At 42.1% G+C, this 16,956-nt stretch carries 15 protein-coding genes and 1 riboswitch; of the genes, 8 read left to right on the top strand and 7 right to left on the bottom strand.

All coding sequences use genetic code 11. The features are described 5' to 3' along the window. The first annotated feature begins 14 nt into the window (after positions 1 to 14). On the top strand, positions 15 to 1,457 hold the full coding sequence (gene tnpC / locus DC094_RS02840) for an IS66 family transposase (protein WP_116685564.1): 1,443 nt from the start codon (positions 15 to 17) through the stop codon (positions 1,455 to 1,457). Positions 1,458 to 1,469: 12 nt separating this feature from the next. Here tnpC and DC094_RS02835 read toward each other — a convergent pair whose 3' ends face one another. Beyond that, positions 1,470 to 1,982: a PDC sensor domain-containing protein gene (locus DC094_RS02835; protein WP_133245450.1), complete on the bottom strand. Its 513-nt coding sequence runs from the start codon at positions 1,980 to 1,982 to the stop codon at positions 1,470 to 1,472. Positions 1,983 to 2,085: 103 nt separating this feature from the next. On the opposite strand from DC094_RS02835, the gene DC094_RS02830 reads away from it, so the two are divergent. The 5 genes from DC094_RS02830 to DC094_RS21830 all read left to right on the top strand — a co-directional run bounded on the left by DC094_RS02830 (position 2,086) and on the right by DC094_RS21830 (position 7,877). Further along, the gene (locus tag DC094_RS02830) at positions 2,086 to 2,316 is read left to right on the top strand and encodes a hypothetical protein (protein ID WP_116685562.1); all 231 of its coding nucleotides are present in this window, start codon (positions 2,086 to 2,088) and stop codon (positions 2,314 to 2,316) included. Positions 2,317 to 2,515: 199 nt separating this feature from the next. Further along, positions 2,516 to 2,765: riboswitch (cobalamin riboswitch) on the top strand. Positions 2,766 to 2,942: 177 nt separating this feature from the next. Next, complete coding sequence (locus DC094_RS02825) at positions 2,943 to 5,780, top strand: ribonucleoside-diphosphate reductase subunit alpha (RefSeq protein WP_116685561.1); 2,838 nt, start codon at positions 2,943 to 2,945, stop codon at positions 5,778 to 5,780. Positions 5,781 to 5,846: 66 nt separating this feature from the next. Then, positions 5,847 to 7,070 (top strand): ribonucleotide-diphosphate reductase subunit beta, encoded by a 1,224-nt coding sequence (locus DC094_RS02820; protein WP_116685560.1) that lies wholly within the window; start codon positions 5,847 to 5,849, stop codon positions 7,068 to 7,070. A gap of 115 nt (positions 7,071 to 7,185) precedes the next feature. Beyond that, the gene (locus DC094_RS02815; protein ID WP_116685559.1) at positions 7,186 to 7,599 is read left to right on the top strand and encodes a DUF1289 domain-containing protein; all 414 of its coding nucleotides are present in this window, start codon (positions 7,186 to 7,188) and stop codon (positions 7,597 to 7,599) included. A gap of 83 nt (positions 7,600 to 7,682) precedes the next feature. Continuing rightward, positions 7,683 to 7,877, top strand: a complete 195-nt coding sequence (locus DC094_RS21830; RefSeq protein WP_133245449.1) for a hypothetical protein — start codon at positions 7,683 to 7,685, stop codon at positions 7,875 to 7,877. Here DC094_RS21830 and DC094_RS02810 read toward each other — a convergent pair. After that, positions 7,844 to 8,983 (bottom strand): ISAs1 family transposase, encoded by a 1,140-nt coding sequence (locus tag DC094_RS02810; protein ID WP_116685345.1) that lies wholly within the window; start codon positions 8,981 to 8,983, stop codon positions 7,844 to 7,846. The genes DC094_RS21830 and DC094_RS02810 overlap by 34 nt on opposite strands. 71 nt (positions 8,984 to 9,054) lie before the next feature. Between DC094_RS02810 and DC094_RS02805 the strand changes: the two genes are divergently transcribed. Both DC094_RS02805 and DC094_RS02800 read left to right on the top strand, forming a co-directional pair. After that, a complete protein-coding gene (locus DC094_RS02805; RefSeq protein WP_133245448.1) occupies positions 9,055 to 9,417 on the top strand; it encodes a plastocyanin/azurin family copper-binding protein in 363 nt (120 codons plus the stop codon). A gap of 187 nt (positions 9,418 to 9,604) precedes the next feature. After that, positions 9,605 to 10,018, top strand: coding sequence for a globin family protein (locus tag DC094_RS02800; protein ID WP_116685557.1), 414 nt, complete (start codon positions 9,605 to 9,607; stop codon positions 10,016 to 10,018). 1,278 nt (positions 10,019 to 11,296) lie between these two features. Here DC094_RS02800 and DC094_RS02795 read toward each other — a convergent pair. The 5 genes from DC094_RS02795 to DC094_RS02775 form a co-directional block, all read right to left on the bottom strand. Further along, positions 11,297 to 11,542: an RNA recognition motif domain-containing protein gene (locus DC094_RS02795; RefSeq protein ID WP_116685556.1), complete on the bottom strand. Its 246-nt coding sequence runs from the start codon at positions 11,540 to 11,542 to the stop codon at positions 11,297 to 11,299. Between the two features lie 577 nt (positions 11,543 to 12,119). Beyond that, on the bottom strand, positions 12,120 to 12,992 hold the full coding sequence (locus DC094_RS02790; RefSeq protein ID WP_116685555.1) for a metal-dependent hydrolase: 873 nt from the start codon (positions 12,990 to 12,992) through the stop codon (positions 12,120 to 12,122). A gap of 77 nt (positions 12,993 to 13,069) precedes the next feature. After that, positions 13,070 to 14,047: an alpha/beta fold hydrolase gene (locus DC094_RS02785; RefSeq protein ID WP_116685554.1), complete on the bottom strand. Its 978-nt coding sequence runs from the start codon at positions 14,045 to 14,047 to the stop codon at positions 13,070 to 13,072. A 506-nt stretch (positions 14,048 to 14,553) separates the two neighbouring features. Next, entirely contained in the window at positions 14,554 to 15,867 is a 1,314-nt protein-coding gene (locus DC094_RS02780; protein WP_116685553.1) for a DNA recombination protein RmuC, read from the bottom strand. A 29-nt stretch (positions 15,868 to 15,896) separates the two neighbouring features. Continuing rightward, entirely contained in the window at positions 15,897 to 16,793 is an 897-nt protein-coding gene (locus tag DC094_RS02775; protein WP_116685552.1) for a LysR family transcriptional regulator, read from the bottom strand. Positions 16,794 to 16,956: the final 163 nt, after the last annotated feature.

Raw genomic sequence — 16,956 nt, 5'->3', positions numbered from 1 at the left:
GCGATAATAACCGCATGGACTCAATCGAAATTAATAAAACCATCGCTGAAACCGAGCGATTGTTAGCCAAAAGCAAACGCTTACCGCCCGAACTGGTGGCGATGGTTCGTATGCTGATGCTCGTCGTTAAGATATTGCTTGATAGCAAAGGGCTAAACAGCAAAAACTCCAGCATTCCGCCATCGGCAGATCCTAATCGAGAAAAGAAATCGGGCACCAGAAGCAATAGAAGCCCAGGAGGGCAGCGGGGCCGTAAAGGCAGTAACTTATCACCGGAGAAAGACCAAGATGAAGTGCTGGATATTACGATTGATCGTAGCCAATTGCCGAAAGGAAAATACCGTGTTGTTGGCAGTGAAAGCCGCCAAGTAGTTGATGTTCGTATTACCCGATATGTCACCGAATATCGGGCGCAGATTCTACAAGACGAGCAGGGTAACCAGTTTGTTGCTGAGTTTCCGCAAGGGGTCACTCGGCCAATACAATATGGCAATGAGTTTAAAGCCAACGCGGTTTATATGTCGAGCTACCAGCTGATTCCTTATGAACGGACTCAAAAGCACTTCGCTGAGATATTGGATGCGCCAATCAGCACCGGTAGCCTTGCCAATTTTAATCAGGAAGCTTTTCATCGACTGAAGCCATTTGCTCAGTTAGTACCGGCTATTTTGCGTGCTGGAGATTTGATTCATGCCGATGAAACCGGCGTCAATATCAATGGTAAACGAAAGTGGCTACATGTCGCGAGCAATGACCGCTGGACGTGGATTGAAGCGCATGAATCAAGAGGTATCGAGGCAATGGAAGCGATCGACATCTTGCCTAAATTTACCGGTTTATTGGTACACGATCACTGGAAAAGCTACTACCGATTTGTGCTGTGCTTGCATGTATTGTGTAACGCCCATCATGTACGTGAATTGGCGCGAGCCCATGAGCAAGATGGCCAGCAGTGGGCCAAGGCAATGGAAGATCTGCTTTATGAAATGAATACAGCAGTCAATGAGGCGGGGGGTGAGTTGGATGAAAAGCAGTGTCAAAAATGGGTGAAGCGATATCGAAAAATATTAAAAGCAGGTGATCGGGAATGTCCGGCACCTGAGCCAAAAAAAGCGGATAAAAAAGGTCAATTAAAACGAGGGAAATTAGCACGAAGTAAATCGAGAAATTTATTAGAACGGCTGCGGGATTTTGAAGCAGACGTGCTGCGGTTTATGAGTAATACCCGAGCACCGTTTACCAATAATCAGGGTGAACGGGACTTCCGTATGAGCAAGGTTCAGCAGAAGATATCAGGCTGCTTCCGCTCATGGGATGGCGTGAAAGCGTATTGCAGAATCCGGAGCTATATATCGACCTGCCAAAAACATGGGGTCGGTGTTGGGGAGGCTTTGTCGTTATTATTTGCGGGTAAATGGCCGGACTTTATTCAGAAGAAATTGGATCGGTTGGTGTGACATGCTGAATGGTTACGAAAGATCAACCTTAACCACAACAACGCCAATTGCATCGGCACCTTGATAGATAGCTCTTGAAAAATAGTAACCGCGTTTTAGTGAAGTGGTGCCTAGTGCAAAATATTGTCCGTTACCGTTTTTAATTGCTTGAGTAAAATAAGGACGAAAAGAAAAATTACGACCAACAAAACTGTTGTTACTTCGCCAATCGCTGGAAGATATCGTAGTGCCCGCTTTATTCATCAAATAAATAGTGTCGCTTTCAGTGACATGGCGAACTTCTTCTAAAAACTGATTGGCTTGCTGTTGCGGATTTAGCCCAGATTCATTGGCTAGCGCGTTACTGAGTAGAGAGTGTTGTGCCAGAAGACCAGGTAAATATTTATGCCGATCTAGCAGGCTATCAAGACCTTTGCGAAATCGATACAGTTCTGCCAACGATTCCTTGCGGTGGTTATCTAATGATTGCTGCCAAGCAATTGCCGCCAAACTGGCAGACAGAGTGGCAATCATTAGGCAGCTCATGAATAAAGCGCTTTTTTTTCTCAAGATTGATTGTCCTGGGCTGATGCTACAGCGCTAGTTTTGCAGCTGTTGTTATTCAAACAGTATTAGATACGAAAGTTCAATGTCGATTAGTGCTGGTGCTGTCTGCCAGTTGAGTCGTTTAGTAAAGAGAGTATCGGCAGGTGAGCGGGTTCAAACTGTTAGCTTTTGTGTTGATTGTCAGTTTCTGACAGAGCAGCGCGCCGTGACAAGTCTGGCAGATGGATGGAAACTGGTCATACCTGTATGGCGGTTTTTGGCGCTATATCGTGACAAGCCAAATCGATTGTCGGAGCGATTCAAAGCATTGTGACTACCTATCAGAAATTTTTATGAAGATTTTTTTACAAGAGCATTGCTGGTAAACCAGTCGCTTTAAATGCGAGGTTTGCCACTAAGGAATCGATCGCTTATGCGCCTGTTGCGGCGTTATTCGATTGGCGCTTGACCAAATTGTGAATCACTATATATTGTGTCGGCGGTTCTGGTTTGCCTCACCATCTGGTGGAATTGAAATGGCGTAAGGCTATTGCATTTACTTGCAGATTCAGGCAAGGCAACAGGGAAGCCCGGTGAGAATCCGGCACTGACGCGCAGCGGTATTGGAGAACAAAAATGGCATGGCCAGCAGGCCAGGCACTGTTCATCAGGGATGTATCTATGAATGGGAAGCCGCCATGTAGGTGTCACAAATGATCGAGAAAATCATCATCAAGTGACGTGCTCCTAAGTCCGAATACCTGCCAGATCGACACAGTTTCACGCGGTCTTACACCGCTTTTACAGATAGTGTCACTCAGCGGAGCTGAGCATCATATTTTCTAGTCCTCGCGAAAAGGGCAGGGAAGCTAGCAAGACAATAAGACACCGATATTCGGTGCCTGTCTGCGAGCTTGTAGCTGCCCCGTGTGGAATTTACGCGATAATAAAGGAGCTGCAATGTCCCCAAGCCGATCTTCCAATGCCCTTGCATCAGATAACTCTGTTGTTTCCCTGAACCAGAAATACGGTCAGGCCTCAACTGATTTATTTCAGGTTCGCAAGCGCAGTGGGGAAGTCACCACTTTTGATGCAGAAAGAATTCGTGTTGCGATTAGCAAAGCTTTTTTAGCAGTTGAATTCCCTGAAAACAGTAATGCCATTATTCCCGAGCGTATCCATCAGATTGCCGACCAATTAACCGCTCAAGTATTGTCTGTTTTCTTTTCGCGCATGCCGACTGGTGGCACTTTAGACATTGAGCAAATTCAAGATCAGGTTGAGCTGGCATTAATGCGCGATGGACACCAGTTAATTGCACGTGCCTATGTTTTATATCGTGAAGCGCATGCATTAGCACGTCAGGCCAGTAAAGAAACTCAAGATCAAAATGAGCCAGAACCGGCTTTTGAAGTACAAGGTGAAAATGGCCAAAACTGGGCTATTGATCGTCAGTCGTTGATTGAATTGATAAAGCCTCTGGCAATTGGTCTTGAAGCCGTCGACTTAAAAGAATATACCGCACTGATATTCGATAGTTTGTACCAAGGGATTGCCCAAGCAGAGTTGGAAAGCTCTTTATTAATTACGGCCAGTTCTTTGATCGAAAAAGAACCTGAATATGATGCATTGGCTGCACGCTTGCTGTTATCTCAAATCAGGCAGCGGGTGGCAGGTACTTTACAATTAACCGCTATTGATGCTGATGCATTGGCAACAGTTAAAGCCAGCTTGGCAATCGGCATTGAAAACAAATTAATTAACCCTCAGTTGGCAGAATTTGATTTAGCTAAAATTGCTGAAGCGATTAATTTTGAAGCAGATAAACAATTCAGTTATTTAGGGCTACAGACGATTTTTGATCGTTACTTGTTGCATGTAAATGATCAGCGAATTGAAACACCTCAACTATTCTTTATGCGAGTCGCAATGGGGCTGGCATTAAATGAAGCAGATAAAGAAACACGAGCCATTGAGTTTTATCAGTTGCTGTCTAGCTTTGACTACATGGCATCAACTCCTACTTTATTTAACTCCGGTACCTTGCGTTCTCAACTGTCATCTTGTTATTTGACGACAATTCCGGATCATCTGGATGGTATTTTTGATGCATTAAAAGACAATGCATTATTGTCGAAATGGGCCGGTGGTTTAGGTAATGATTGGACGCCAGTGCGTGCGTTAGGTGCTCATATTAAAGGCACTAACGGAAAATCACAGGGTGTGGTGCCATTCCTTAAGGTAGCTAATGACACTGCGGTTGCAGTCAACCAGGGTGGCAAGCGAAAAGGCGCAGTATGTGCTTATTTAGAAGTTTGGCACTTGGATATCGAAGAGTTTCTTGAGCTACGCAAAAACACCGGTGATGACCGTCGCCGTACCCATGATATGAATACTGCTTGTTGGGTACCTGACTTGTTTATGCAACGGTTGGAAGCTGGCCAGTCATGGACTTTATTTTCACCCGATGAAGCGATCGATTTGCATGATTTATATGGCAAAGCCTTTGAAAAACGTTATCTGGAATTGGAAAAGCTAGCTGAGGCAGGTGAATTACGACAGTCACGGCAAATAGCAGCCAAGGATTTATGGCGTAAAATGCTGGGCATGTTGTTCGAAACCGGACATCCGTGGATCACCTTTAAAGATCCATGCAATTTACGCAGCCCACAGCAGCATACAGGTGTAGTGCATTCGTCTAACTTGTGTACTGAAATCACTTTAAATACTTCTGATACTGAAACCGCGGTTTGTAATTTAGGTTCGGTTAATTTACCTGCACATTTAAAAGCCAATGGCGATTTAGACTTAGAAAAACTGCAACGGACAATTACAACCGCCGTCAGAATGCTTGATAACGTGGTTGATATTAATTATTACCCGACTGAAAAAGCGAAAACTTCGAACATGCAGCATCGGCCAGTTGGCATGGGCATGATGGGTTTTCAGGATGCTCTATATAAGAAAAGCTTGAGCTGGGATGATCCTAAAACGGCGATATTTGCTGACCAGTCGATGGAAGTTATTAGCTACTTTGCTTTGAGTGCTTCGTCAGACTTGGCTAAAGAGCGAGGTGTTTACTCCAGCTACCAAGGTTCATTGTGGTCAAAAGGTATTTTACCAATCGACTCAATCAACCTATTGGAAAATGCTCGCCAGCCAGGCCAGCTGCAAATGAATTTAACCCAACAGATGGATTGGCCTGCACTGCGTGAAAAAATTGCCGAGCAGGGAATGCGTAATTCTAACTTGCTAGCGATTGCACCAACCGCGACAATTTCTAATATTGTCGGTGTTAGTCAATCGATTGAGCCGAGTTACAGCAATTTATATGTGAAATCTAACTTGTCTGGTGAATTTACCGTTGTTAACCCTTGGTTGGTTAAGGCATTAAAAGCAGAAGGTTTGTGGGATGAAGTGATGGTCAATGATCTGAAATACTTCGATGGTTCTGTGGCACAAATTGAACGGATTCCTGCTGCTATTCGTGCTCAATTTGCCACTGCATTTGAATTAGATTCTGAGAGCATGATTGTGGCAGCTAGCCGCCGACAAAAATGGATTGATCAGGCGCAGTCTCTCAATTTATATATGGGTCAACCTAGCGGCCAAAAGTTAGATGAAATGTATAGAAGTGCCTGGAGACAGGGTTTGAAAACCACCTATTACTTAAGAAGCCTCGGTGCGACTTCAACAGAAAAATCTACGGTGCAGCAAGGTTCATTAAGTAGTGTTGCGCCGGTTGCTCAGCCAGCGATTTGTAGTATTGATAATCCAGATTGTGAAGCCTGCCAATAAAACCTATTTAAATAAACAATATTGATAAAAATTCAGCGCCGATTATATCGGCGCAATGGAGAAACTATGCTGCAATGGGATGAAGTACCTGTCGCCAAAAATAAAGTAACCGCGGCTAAAAAAGCACAGCCAGTAATTCAGTCAGAAGTCATTACGCAAAAAATTATAAAACAAGCATCACAAAAAGCTGCAGAACCACAGCCAGTTCACCAGCAACCGAAAGCAGATCAACCAAGAACTGTTGCTGGTGCTGTGCTGTCTGCTGAAAATAGTGAGCGAGTGAAGGTTGATCAAAAAAGAATGATTAATTGCCGTGCTGATTTAAATCAGCTGGTGCCATTTAAGTATCAATGGGCATGGCAGAAGTATTTAGATGGCTGTGCTAACCATTGGATGCCGCAAGAAATTAACATGGCGGGTGATGTCGCACTGTGGAAAGATCCCAAAGGTCTGAGTGATGACGAGCGTTTAATTATTAAAAGAAGCCTTGGTTTTTTCTCTACTGCCGATTCTCTAGTAGCTAATAATCTGGTGTTAGCAGTTTACCGCTTGATTACCAACCCGGAATGTCGACAGTATCTTTTACGCCAGGCTTTCGAAGAAGCGATACACACCCATGCCTATCAATATTGTGTTGAATCTTTAAGCATGGATGAAGGTGAAATCTTCAATATGTACCATGAAGTACCCAGTGTTGCTGCCAAAGCAGAGTGGGGTTTGAAATACACTGAGCAAATTTCAGATCCTACATTTAATACCGGTACCGATGAAACCGATCAGATTTTGCTATTTAATATGATTGCCTTTTATTGCGTATTGGAAGGTATTTTCTTTTATTGCGGCTTTACCCAGATTTTATCAATGGGTCGTCGCAATAAAATGGTCGGTGTCGCTGAGCAATTTCAATATATCTTGCGTGATGAATCGATGCATGTGAATTTCGGCATGGATATGATCAATCAGATTCGACGTGAAAATCCACATTTATGGACCGAAGATTTCCGAACTAAAGTTCGAGATATGATCAAAGACGGTACTGAATTAGAAATTGCTTATGCCAAAGACACCATGCCACGCGGTGTGTTAGGTATGAATGCTGAATTGATGGAAGAGTATTTACAGTTTATTGCTAATCGTCGAATGACTCAGATGGGAGAGCCGGAAATTTATAATAATCCGCGTAACCCTTTCCCGTGGATGGCTGAAATGATGGACTTGCGTAAAGAGAAGAACTTTTTTGAAACGCGGGTGACTGAGTATCAAACCGGTGGTGCTTTAAGTTGGGACTAGTTTCGCAAATGCTAGATTTATCCAGTAATTAACAGCAAGAGATTAATAGTTGATCAAAGCCCGGAGTTAGGTTAAAAATCTAGCTTCGGGTTTGCTGCATTCAAAGAGAAGTAAAATGAAACTAGATATCGTTGAATCCCCATGTATTGGTCGCTGCTCCACTACCTATGGCGGTGATGAATGCCGAGGTTGTTTCAGAACCGTTGAGCAGATTCGGGACTGGTTCCAGTTGCCGAATGATCAACTGATTGAAATTCAAAAGCAGCGCTTTTTAAAAATAGAAACCATTGCTGCGGAGCATGCTCAAGTGGATGATTTAGATGCATTGGAGCGCGCATTAGAAAAGTACCATGTTCGTTATTACGCCGATGCACCGGCTTTGGTGCAGGTGGTGGATATTTTACGAGGCCGTAATGGGGTGATTGACGGTTTTGTAGAAGATGGCTTTTCACCGTTACAGGCGGGTATCTCTTCGGCTGACTTGTTCAATAAGATTGAAACTGCGCTGCGCAATTCAGTTGATATATAACGCCAAGTCGTCAGGTTTTTCTGGTCGGTGTAAATAAGATTGTTTATCATTTGCGTATCGTTCTCAACAGCTGCAGGAAAGTTGTGAAAATTACACGTTTAATGAAGGCTTCTCTGGTCGGCACATTGGTATTGCTCAGCGTTTTGGCTAGCCCGTTAGCGCAAGCCGAAGCACAGAAAATTCATATGGTGCATCAAACTTCCGATGTTAAATCATCTGATGTCACCCCAGGGCAAACGCATGATCAGGTATTTAAAAACAACAGCTTCTCAAGGTAGCTTTCATTCATGCAAGCTACCAGCCGTTTTCTTTTCATGCTGAGCCTTGGTGTCTTATCGTGCTTCAATAAATTCATTGATACTTGCCGCATAATCGTCATATTTTCTGCACTATAGTCTTTTCTAGCACGTTGTTCGTCTTCTCTGAAACACATGTCCAGCGTCCAGTGCATGATTTCCACCTGCCAATGCTGCCGGGCTGCTGAAAGAACCTCTTCTGCTGATAACTGATTGTTACTGCAAATATAATAATGTGTTTCGAAAGATGTTTTTTCATCGATTGTTCGGCTTCTATCTATCCGGACAATGCTGTTTAGCGATGTCCATTCTGCTCGATTTGGTATTAAGTCAGAGGCATCTGCCACCCAGCAACGACGAATTTCATCCCGGTTTCGATTCTTTTCACTACTTTCAAAAAAATTAATCTCTGGGCGCCTGTAAGCTTTGGGTTTCTTTTTTTCAAAATAATCATGAATATACTCGTGTAATGTAGGCTGATTACCTTTTACTGCCAGCAAATAATCTGCGCCCGATTCAATACACGCTTGAGTGATATCTTTTTGGCAATTTAGCGCATCTGCAGTAATGATACTGCCTTGTGCGTCGATCAATTTCAGTAGGTCGGGTAATGCAGTAATTTCATTAGTTTTTTCATCTACCACTAATTGCCCCAGCACGAGCTGATTTGCGCAACACCAGGCATTCATCATGTGCATTGCGCTCTTGCTATTTCTTTTGTCTTGGCTTCTTCGGGCTGTTTTCCCATCGAGTGCAATGACAGACAATGTTTCTTTATCTACATCTTTGTGTTGTTCAATAAATCCTTGAACCCACTCAATAAAGCATTGCGTGAACTGCTCAGGCCGTATTCTTGAGAATACTCTTCCAAGGGTGTCGTGACTGGGAACGCCATCACTCATATCAACAAACTGACCAAGCCATGCTTGTTTATTTTCAGCAAATGTTTCAATGGTCTCCCAGTCATCTGCACCGCATAGCATGCCGCATAGACTGATCAAAAGAATTTTATCTAGGGAATGAGTGACCTTACCTTTTTGGCGAGGATCTTCGATATCTGAAAAGTAATCAAGAACAGTAGGTGACATGGCTAAACACTAAGATTAAAAATGCCTGTATTCTAACATTTTTTTATGCGTTTGCCCTGGATGTCACCCATATGTTTCGTTTTGAACCCGACTATTTAAGAATTCAACCAGGTGATACGGTTCGTTTTACCGGTTCTATGGGTCAGCATACGGTGACTACGGTAAAAGGTATGCTGCCAGAAGGTGTTAAGCCAGTAGAAATTCATTCTATTCCCAGTAAAGATATAAAGTTTGATGTTCCTGGCGTATATGGTTTGAAGTGTCGGGTTCATAATCGTTATGGAATGGTGGCATTGTTAGTGGTTGGCGATCCATCTTCCAATTTGCAGCAAGCGCGAAAATTTCGTTTAAAGCGTTTTGGTAAAAAACGCATGAATGAATTACTTCATCAGTTAGAACATGAAGAAGTAGAAAAGCTGACAGTTAATAACTAAAAGGTTGCTTTTTCACGCAATTTACCTCTTTAGGCTTGCACTCTCCCTCTTGGTGGATAGACTGTGTCTGTCAAAACGACAGCCCCGCTTGGTTTGGCGACTGGCAGGGTTGCTTCGTTTTATTAGTTAATAATGTCTTATTCAGAATAAATATCTGAAAATGCTGCCTTATTGTCAGGAGAAGTCTATGACACCAGAACAAAAACAACTGGTACAGCAGAGCTGGGAAAAAGTAGTTCCTATTGCTGATACTGCCGCCGAATTATTTTATGGCCGACTGTTTGAGTTGGATCCTTCTTTAAAGCCATTGTTTAGTGATGATATTGCTGAGCAGGGCCGTAAACTGATGACGATGATTGGTGTTGCAGTACGTGGCTTGGATAATTTAGAAGCTTTAGTTCCTGCGGTGCAGAATCTTGGTCGTGGTCACGTCGCCTACGGTGTTAAAGATCAGCACTATGAAACAGTCGGTGCAGCATTAATCTGGACTTTGCAACAGGGTTTAGGTGAAGCATTCACCCCAGAACTGCAAGAGGCTTGGGTAACGGTCTATACCGTATTGGCTGATACCATGAAAGGTGCGGCTGCTGAAGCGGCTTAACTTTCTATTCAAAAATTAGCCAAAGTTTTGTTTGTCAGCGGATTAGCATGAGTTAATGCCGCTGACAAAATCATCTGTTGCAAACGTCATAGTTGCCCGATTTACTTATTTATTGCCTTCTTATATTTCTTTTTCATTATATTAATTCTATCAGTTTAAAACCAACTTTCTGCGTGCGATAAATAGAGCTGGCGGCGATACGCCTGCTGTTAATTTTGTTAATCATTCTATTCAATTCAATGATGCTTGGTCTGGCTGTAAACACTCATTTGCCAAATTTTCGTCAGGCTACAAGAGAAAGTTTAATTTGTTTCAATTTAGGACTAAAAATGCAATAAGGGTCTTATCGATTTACAGCGAAGGCTGACAGGGGTAATCTGTAGTCATTGAATCAGATCAGTCGAACAGCAAATTTCTGTCTTGAATATGCTACTCGATAATTGTTGTTTATTTAGCAGGTTTTGGCTGAGTGAAATATCATTGTTTAAATTAAGTGGTTTTACCATCTAATGATGTATTTTCAGGCTAAAATACATCGGCAGCTTTTGTATTTGTTAATCTAGTCTTTTGCCTTTCTGAATTTTGAAAGTTAGTTAGTAATTTGTAGTTATCCCATCCTTTAGGCTCAGAATGTTTGAGTCTTTTTTTTGTCTTGAAAAAGCCATACCATAAGTTTTTCATATTAATATTTATAAATGGCACTATTGACTTCATTAACAAAAAAATCAAAATGATAAATGAAATATTGAAAAGATGGTGGTCTGTATTGTTTATCAATTTAATATTTCAGTTTTATCTAGGCTATTAGCTTAGGATCATCATTTTGCCTATAGTAAATTGTTTGACCTAGATTTTGTCGATTGCAGATCTTTTTACGTTCAAGGAAAGAACTGAAATGACGCTCTTTCAATCACATTGCCAGATCAGTCTCACTTCAGTTGAAAGCTGATAAACGGCTTACTACAAAGTTTTTGCTCGACGAGTTGAAGCTTTGATTGTTATAACCTGCCATCTTTAGGCCCGCAATGCAGGCCTTTTCTTATGCGCCAGACCTGCCTTAGAGTGAGATTGTAATCTGAACGCTCAAGATGAGGCTTGGCAAACCTATTAAAAATAAGTCGGTAGGCCTACCAGCCGAGGGATGAGTGACTGCTGGTAAAGATAATTTTATGATAAGAAAATCAATTAGCTAATAAATTAGTCAATTTTAGATAAAAGTATTTTTGAGGAGATCAAAAATACTTTAGAAGGAAATGTTCGGCAGTAGCGAGACGTTATTTATTTTTTGTCTTCAGCTTTTTTTACACGAATTTGGTTGTTACCAATTGTTTGGTTGTTGAGGCCTTGCATTGCTGCCTTTGCTTCGCCTGGCTTTGGCATTTCAACAAATCCGAAGCCTTTAGATGCGCCATCTGCTTTGTCAATCACCAGATTGCAAGATTGGACTGTTCCGAACGCTTGAAATAAACCGTTTAACTCTTCTTCTGTGGTTGAACGATCTAAGTTGCGTATTAATAATTTCATATGTATTCCATGAATAGGCTATTCATTAGTGATAATGATGCTATAGCGGTTTGACTGTATGCAGGCTCGGTATGCAGGTATGCAGGTATGTAAGTATGCCTGTTTGTTGTTAACATTCAGATTTTAAAGAAATTTATCTTTTTGCCTTCTGCCAATCCAAGCAAACCTAGCGCACGCGTGTGTCGCCAAGATAACAGGTTTTTTGTTACCTTGGAAATTGAGCTAACCAACCTATTGATATTCATCTATTAATGTCGTTAATCTACTGATTTTCATGCTTGAGTTTGATGGTAAGCAAATAGCACGAGCTTATTAGCAGCCAAGGCTCGAAATTGAAGGTCGATACAACAGAGTGAGTCAGCAATATGAGAGGCAGAGGTGAGTCGTTAATCAGAATATTGACTAAGGCAGTTGATAAGTGCATCGATATGTTAATTTTGCGGCTATATCCAAAAGATGACTTCTTATTCTTTTGATAGCCAAAGTGGTGGTCGAGCCCAGCTTTTTTGAATAAAAATGTTCCGGCTATTGCTAGCCGGAAATAATGAGAAGCGCTTTTTAAATAGTTTTTTGACTATTAATGAGCAGCAGCTATCAGTGCTTCACAGGCCTTGTGTGGGTTGCCGCTTTCATCGTACGCTTTAACCCAGTCAGGGTAGTTGTGAATTACCGGAATCTCTTCTGGGTGGAAGCTAGGTTTGAAGTAACGCAATAGGCTTGGCGTAAAGGAAGATAAAATCCCTTTGTAACCATACATCCAGTTTAGGTTTTTGAAAAACATCTTACGGCGTTGCCATTTAGAGAAGCCGTCAGCTTCTAGCATGTTATCGGCAAAGCTGAACATAAAATACATTACCATCCAGGTGGCATATACCATGGCGCAGGAGCGTTTGAAGTAACCTACTTTGGCAATGCTCTTCATTACATTAAAGGCCACTGAGCGATGTTCCATTTCTTCAATGGCATGCCAAGCAAACAGGGCTTTCATTTTCGGATCCATGCCCGCGGTAGTTTCTTTATTTGAAAAATACGCATCTGCCAGCAGTGCGGTAAAGTGTTCAAATGCGGCAGTTAACGCCAAATTAAACTCTGGGGAAAAACGTTTTTGATCCTTTTGGGTCTTATCTTTATGAAACGCCAGTAGACGCTTCATTGGCATTCCCTGTTGTGCTAATAGCTGGTTGTATTTGGTATGAGCCATACCGTGCTGAGCTTCCTGATGGATAAATTCTTTTACTTCATGCTGAAGCTTAGGATCTTCAATACGGTCATTAAACACACGGACGCAGGCTATAAAATAGCGCTCACCTTCTGGAAAGGTTGACTGTAATGCATCGTGTAGGCGTGTTTTAAATGGATCGTTAGAGTGCCAGTATTTTGGAGTATTTGCGTCCAGGCCAAAATCAAGGTTTTTACGCGCTTCAATACCTGGTTGTGCTGTTTTTTTCATTATTATTGGCTCCTTTTCAGGTAATTAATTACTGCTCGATTCTAATGCAGCATCAACGGTGACTTTGGTTGATATGGTTATTTTATGGATGCTAGAAAATCCTGGTAAACTTTTGCGCTCTCATTTGGAATTTCTACCATAGGCAGGTGGCCAACACCATCAAAAATATGCACAGTTGCTGCGGGCATTAATTGCTTAAAGGCAGCGACGGCTGATACGTCCAATACTCGATCTTCTTTGCCCCACATAATCAGCGTTGGTAGTTTGTGTTCAGCAAACGTTGTTTGCATAGACTGTTGGAAATTGCTTTCGATTAAATGCTGTTTTGTTTCAATCATGTCGCTAAAGATTTTTTTGTTGATATCAACTCGAGCCATTGTTTTTCGGAATAAGGCTGGGCGTAAAGGCCAAGGTAATATCGGTGGTTGGCTCATGGTAAAATCCATGCGAAACTCAAAGCTTTCTTCATCGGTGGCAATTAGCGGGTTAGTGCCTTTGGCAAGTGCTTGGTAATACTCGCTAGGAGTGTCACCATCAACACCGGCAGCATCAATCAAAGTTAAGCTTTTTACTTTAGTTGGATAATTAAAACTAAAAATAGTACTAATTGCTCCGCCCATTGAATTACCGGCAATATGAAAGGTTTCAATACCTAAACCCGTCATGAGAGCATCTAAACGCTCAGCTTGCTTAACAAGACCATAATTGGTAGTGAGTGACTTTTCTGAATCGCCGTGTCCTGCTAGATCTACTGCAATGACATGATATTTTTCATCAAGTGCATCGGTAAAACGAATCCAGTTGTCTTTATTAGCAGAAAATCCATGCAACAATAAAACAGTTTCTGCATTTTCGGTTAAAGTGCTTGGGCGCTCCATATAAGTTAGGGTTACATCGCCCGCCAATGCTGTCTTTACTTCTAAATCAACACTACTTCTGGCAAAGCTAACTGCACTATCGAATAGGCTGTCCTGTTGGTTAGAAGTACACCCAGTAAATAATAAACTGGCGCTGATAATAGAAATGGCGCTGAGGTGGCTGATTTTTTTTATCATTATTATGCTCTTTAGATGAAGTATTAGGCCACGGTATTTTGGTAACGGGTGCTCTTGGATTAAGCGGTTTCTTGTGAATATGTTGTTTTATTAAGTAGACTTTCCGGGTAAGAAAATCTTTAGTCGGTATAGTACTGCTCTGCGGGTAGTGGCGATAGCGATTGATTAAAAATGGATCTACTCAGCATCTTCAGCGCGAACAGGAATAAACTGTACCTAGGTTTGTGCCAAAGTAGCAGGTTTTTGATTAACCTGGAACTCAAGTGGCTTAACGGTTTGGTTATTAATTGTTAGTTTCTAGCAAGTTGAGTATTAATAGCTAGTAGTTGTTGGAAAATGTATCAATGCAACCTTTCAATTGAAGAATAACGATTGCTGGGCGCAGTAATTGAGATGCAGAGACAGAACGTGAATGGTTTCTAAGTAGCAGTTTTAGAACCGTCTTTAGTCAATGGATCGCCTAAAAACGGTTCATGTTCCAGTTGAATAGCCCGCAAGCATTGCGACTATTCGGACGGGTCAGCTTTGTCAGTGAGCGTTTTCGGTAATTGCTTTTTTACTCGAACCCCCATGTCAAGAAACTTTCCAGCCTGAGCGATTAGATTGCCGCGCCCTTGGCTAAGGCTATTCATCGCGTCATCAAAGGTATTTCGTGCGGTGGTTAGCTGGGCATCTGTTTTCTCCATTTTTTCACAAAAAACCCGTAGCTTGTCATAAAGCTTGCCGGCTTGTTCGGCAATTTCTATTGCATTTTGGTTCTGCCGTTCATAGCGCCAAATATTTTCAATGGTTCTCAAGGTCGCCAGCAATGTGGTTGGAGTCACTACAATTATTTTTTGGTCAAAAGCGTCAGTGAATAATTGAGGGTCATGTTGGAATGCTGCAACAAAAGCCGGTTCAATCGGCATGAACATTAGAACAAAATCTAGAGAATTGAGCCCTGAAAGTTGGCTGTAATCTTTATCACTGAGTTGGCGAATATGACGGCGTACCGATTCAACGTGCGCTTTTAATGCAGTCAATGCTTCAGCTTGATCTTCACTGGAGATGTACTTCTGGTAAGCGGTTAGAGATACTTTAGAGTCGATGATGACATCTTTGCCTTCGGGTAATCGAATAATTACGTCAGGTTGACGGCGACTGCCGCTGTCATCTTTGAAGCTCTCTTGTACCTGATATTCCTCGCCCTTACGAAGCCCTGATTTTTCTAGCACTTTTTCTAGTACTAATTCACCCCAGTTGCCTTGAGTTTTGTTTTCGCTTTTTAAGGCGCGGGTCAGGTTAATCGCTTCCTGATTTATTTTCTGATTCAGGTTCATTAATTGAGAAACTTGTTCTCTTAACGAAGCACGGTCTTGGTTGTCTCGGTGGTGAGATTGATCTAGCTGGGTTTTGAACTGGCTGAGTTGTTCTTTAAATGGTGCAAGCAAGGCATCCATCGAAGACTGATTTTTTTCAGTAAAGGTTTTACCTTTTTCTTCAAAAATCTTTTGCGCCAGGTTTTCAAACTGCAAGTTCATTTGCTGTTTGTTTTTTTCCAGAGCAATCAGCTGTTCATTATGCTGCTGGTTTTGCTGACGAGCATGTTCCAACTGCGCGTGTAGTGTGCTAATTGTTTGTGTGGTTTCTAGTTCAAGATTTTGTAGCTGACTTGTCGATGACAGGTTATCTGCCGATAGCCGTTGGGCTGCTAGTTGAGCCTGGCTAAGTAGCGCTTTGTTCTTATTTGAAGCACTTGCTAAAACCACTGAACTAATCAGTAGAATCAGGCTCAATCCGATAAAAATAAAATGAAGATTGTCGAGTGTTAATGTCGTCATGCTAAGTCCGTTTTGCTAAGTCTGATTGATTAAATTCCGACCAGAGTCGTGCGTTTAAAGTTATCCATTATGAACTGGGTGAAAGCTTTAATCCGTGGCTGAGTTTTTTGGTCAGGATGGTAAAGTAGCCATAACTCAGACTGAGGTACTTCGGGAAAATCCATGGTGCTTATCAAGTCAGATGTTTCGCATTGCAAGCCGGGTAATAGTCCAACACCTTGGCGACAAAGTTGCTGTAACGCCAGCATGCTATTGCTGCGGCAAACGATTTGGTCTTTGGACAACATATGCTCCAGTACCGGCATAATCGGGGCTTCACCCAAATCACCAATCCCTAGCAAAAACTTATGTTGTGCTAGCTGCCCTTTTTCCGGGTAGCCATGCTGATCAAGATAATCTTGGCTGGCCCATAAACACCAAGGCTGACTGAATAATTTTTTACCAATCAGGTAATCAGGTGGTCGACGGGTTGCTCGAATCGCAATGTCAGCTTCACGACGTGCAAGATTGTGGCGACTTTCGCTAACCATTAAATCGATATGTACTAAAGGGTGAAGTTCTCTGAATTGGCTAATCACTTGAGGTATTAGTTGCAGTGCAACGGTATCCAGCGTTGAAACCCGAATGTTACCAGCCAACTGATCTTCAGCAGGTGAAGTGGTTTGCTTCAATTGATCGAAATGATCTTCTATTGATTGCGCGTGCTTAAGGATTTGCTCGCCAGCAGAAGTTAATTGATAGCCGGTCGAAGTTCGAATAAATAGACTAAAGCCTAAATCGTCTTCTAGTTGCTTTAATCTCCTAAAAACAGTGGATTGGTTAACCTGTAGCTTCTCTGCAGCACGTGCCAGTGTTCCATGGCTTGATAGCGCAAGGAAAAACCTGAGTTGATTCCAGTCTTGCATAGGCAATTTCGCAATGAACATTTGCTGCAAAGCTTATTCTAAGTTGGCATAAATACCAATATGCTGTGCGTCAGATATCCAGCTTTGTGCTGGCTGAGAATACTGATTTAAACTGATTGAATGCTACGCTGCTAGTTGAAAATCTATGTTTCAGTATCGTCGCAGTCTTAGTAGTAAAACAGAG

This window comes from Pelagibaculum spongiae, from assembly GCF_003097315.1.
Taxonomy (GTDB): domain Bacteria; phylum Pseudomonadota; class Gammaproteobacteria; order Enterobacterales; family Pelagibaculaceae; genus Pelagibaculum; species Pelagibaculum spongiae.
This window is presented reverse-complemented; position numbering and strand designations above follow the sequence as displayed.

Coding starts and splice junctions, on each gene's coding strand:
- tnpC (WP_116685564.1), top strand. CDS start 15: ATGGACTCAATCGAAATTAATAAAACCATCGCTGAAACCGAGCGATTG.
- DC094_RS02835 (WP_133245450.1), bottom strand. CDS start 1,982: ATGAGCTGCCTAATGATTGCCACTCTGTCTGCCAGTTTGGCGGCAATT.
- DC094_RS02830 (WP_116685562.1), top strand. CDS start 2,086: ATGTCGATTAGTGCTGGTGCTGTCTGCCAGTTGAGTCGTTTAGTAAAG.
- DC094_RS02825 (WP_116685561.1), top strand. CDS start 2,943: ATGTCCCCAAGCCGATCTTCCAATGCCCTTGCATCAGATAACTCTGTT.
- DC094_RS02820 (WP_116685560.1), top strand. CDS start 5,847: ATGCTGCAATGGGATGAAGTACCTGTCGCCAAAAATAAAGTAACCGCG.
- DC094_RS02815 (WP_116685559.1), top strand. CDS start 7,186: ATGAAACTAGATATCGTTGAATCCCCATGTATTGGTCGCTGCTCCACT.
- DC094_RS02810 (WP_116685345.1), bottom strand. CDS start 8,983: ATGTCACCTACTGTTCTTGATTACTTTTCAGATATCGAAGATCCTCGC.
- DC094_RS02805 (WP_133245448.1), top strand. CDS start 9,055: ATGTTTCGTTTTGAACCCGACTATTTAAGAATTCAACCAGGTGATACG.
- DC094_RS02800 (WP_116685557.1), top strand. CDS start 9,605: ATGACACCAGAACAAAAACAACTGGTACAGCAGAGCTGGGAAAAAGTA.
- DC094_RS02795 (WP_116685556.1), bottom strand. CDS start 11,542: ATGAAATTATTAATACGCAACTTAGATCGTTCAACCACAGAAGAAGAG.
- DC094_RS02790 (WP_116685555.1), bottom strand. CDS start 12,992: ATGAAAAAAACAGCACAACCAGGTATTGAAGCGCGTAAAAACCTTGAT.
- DC094_RS02785 (WP_116685554.1), bottom strand. CDS start 14,047: ATGATAAAAAAAATCAGCCACCTCAGCGCCATTTCTATTATCAGCGCC.
- DC094_RS02780 (WP_116685553.1), bottom strand. CDS start 15,867: ATGACGACATTAACACTCGACAATCTTCATTTTATTTTTATCGGATTG.
- DC094_RS02775 (WP_116685552.1), bottom strand. CDS start 16,793: ATGTTCATTGCGAAATTGCCTATGCAAGACTGGAATCAACTCAGGTTT.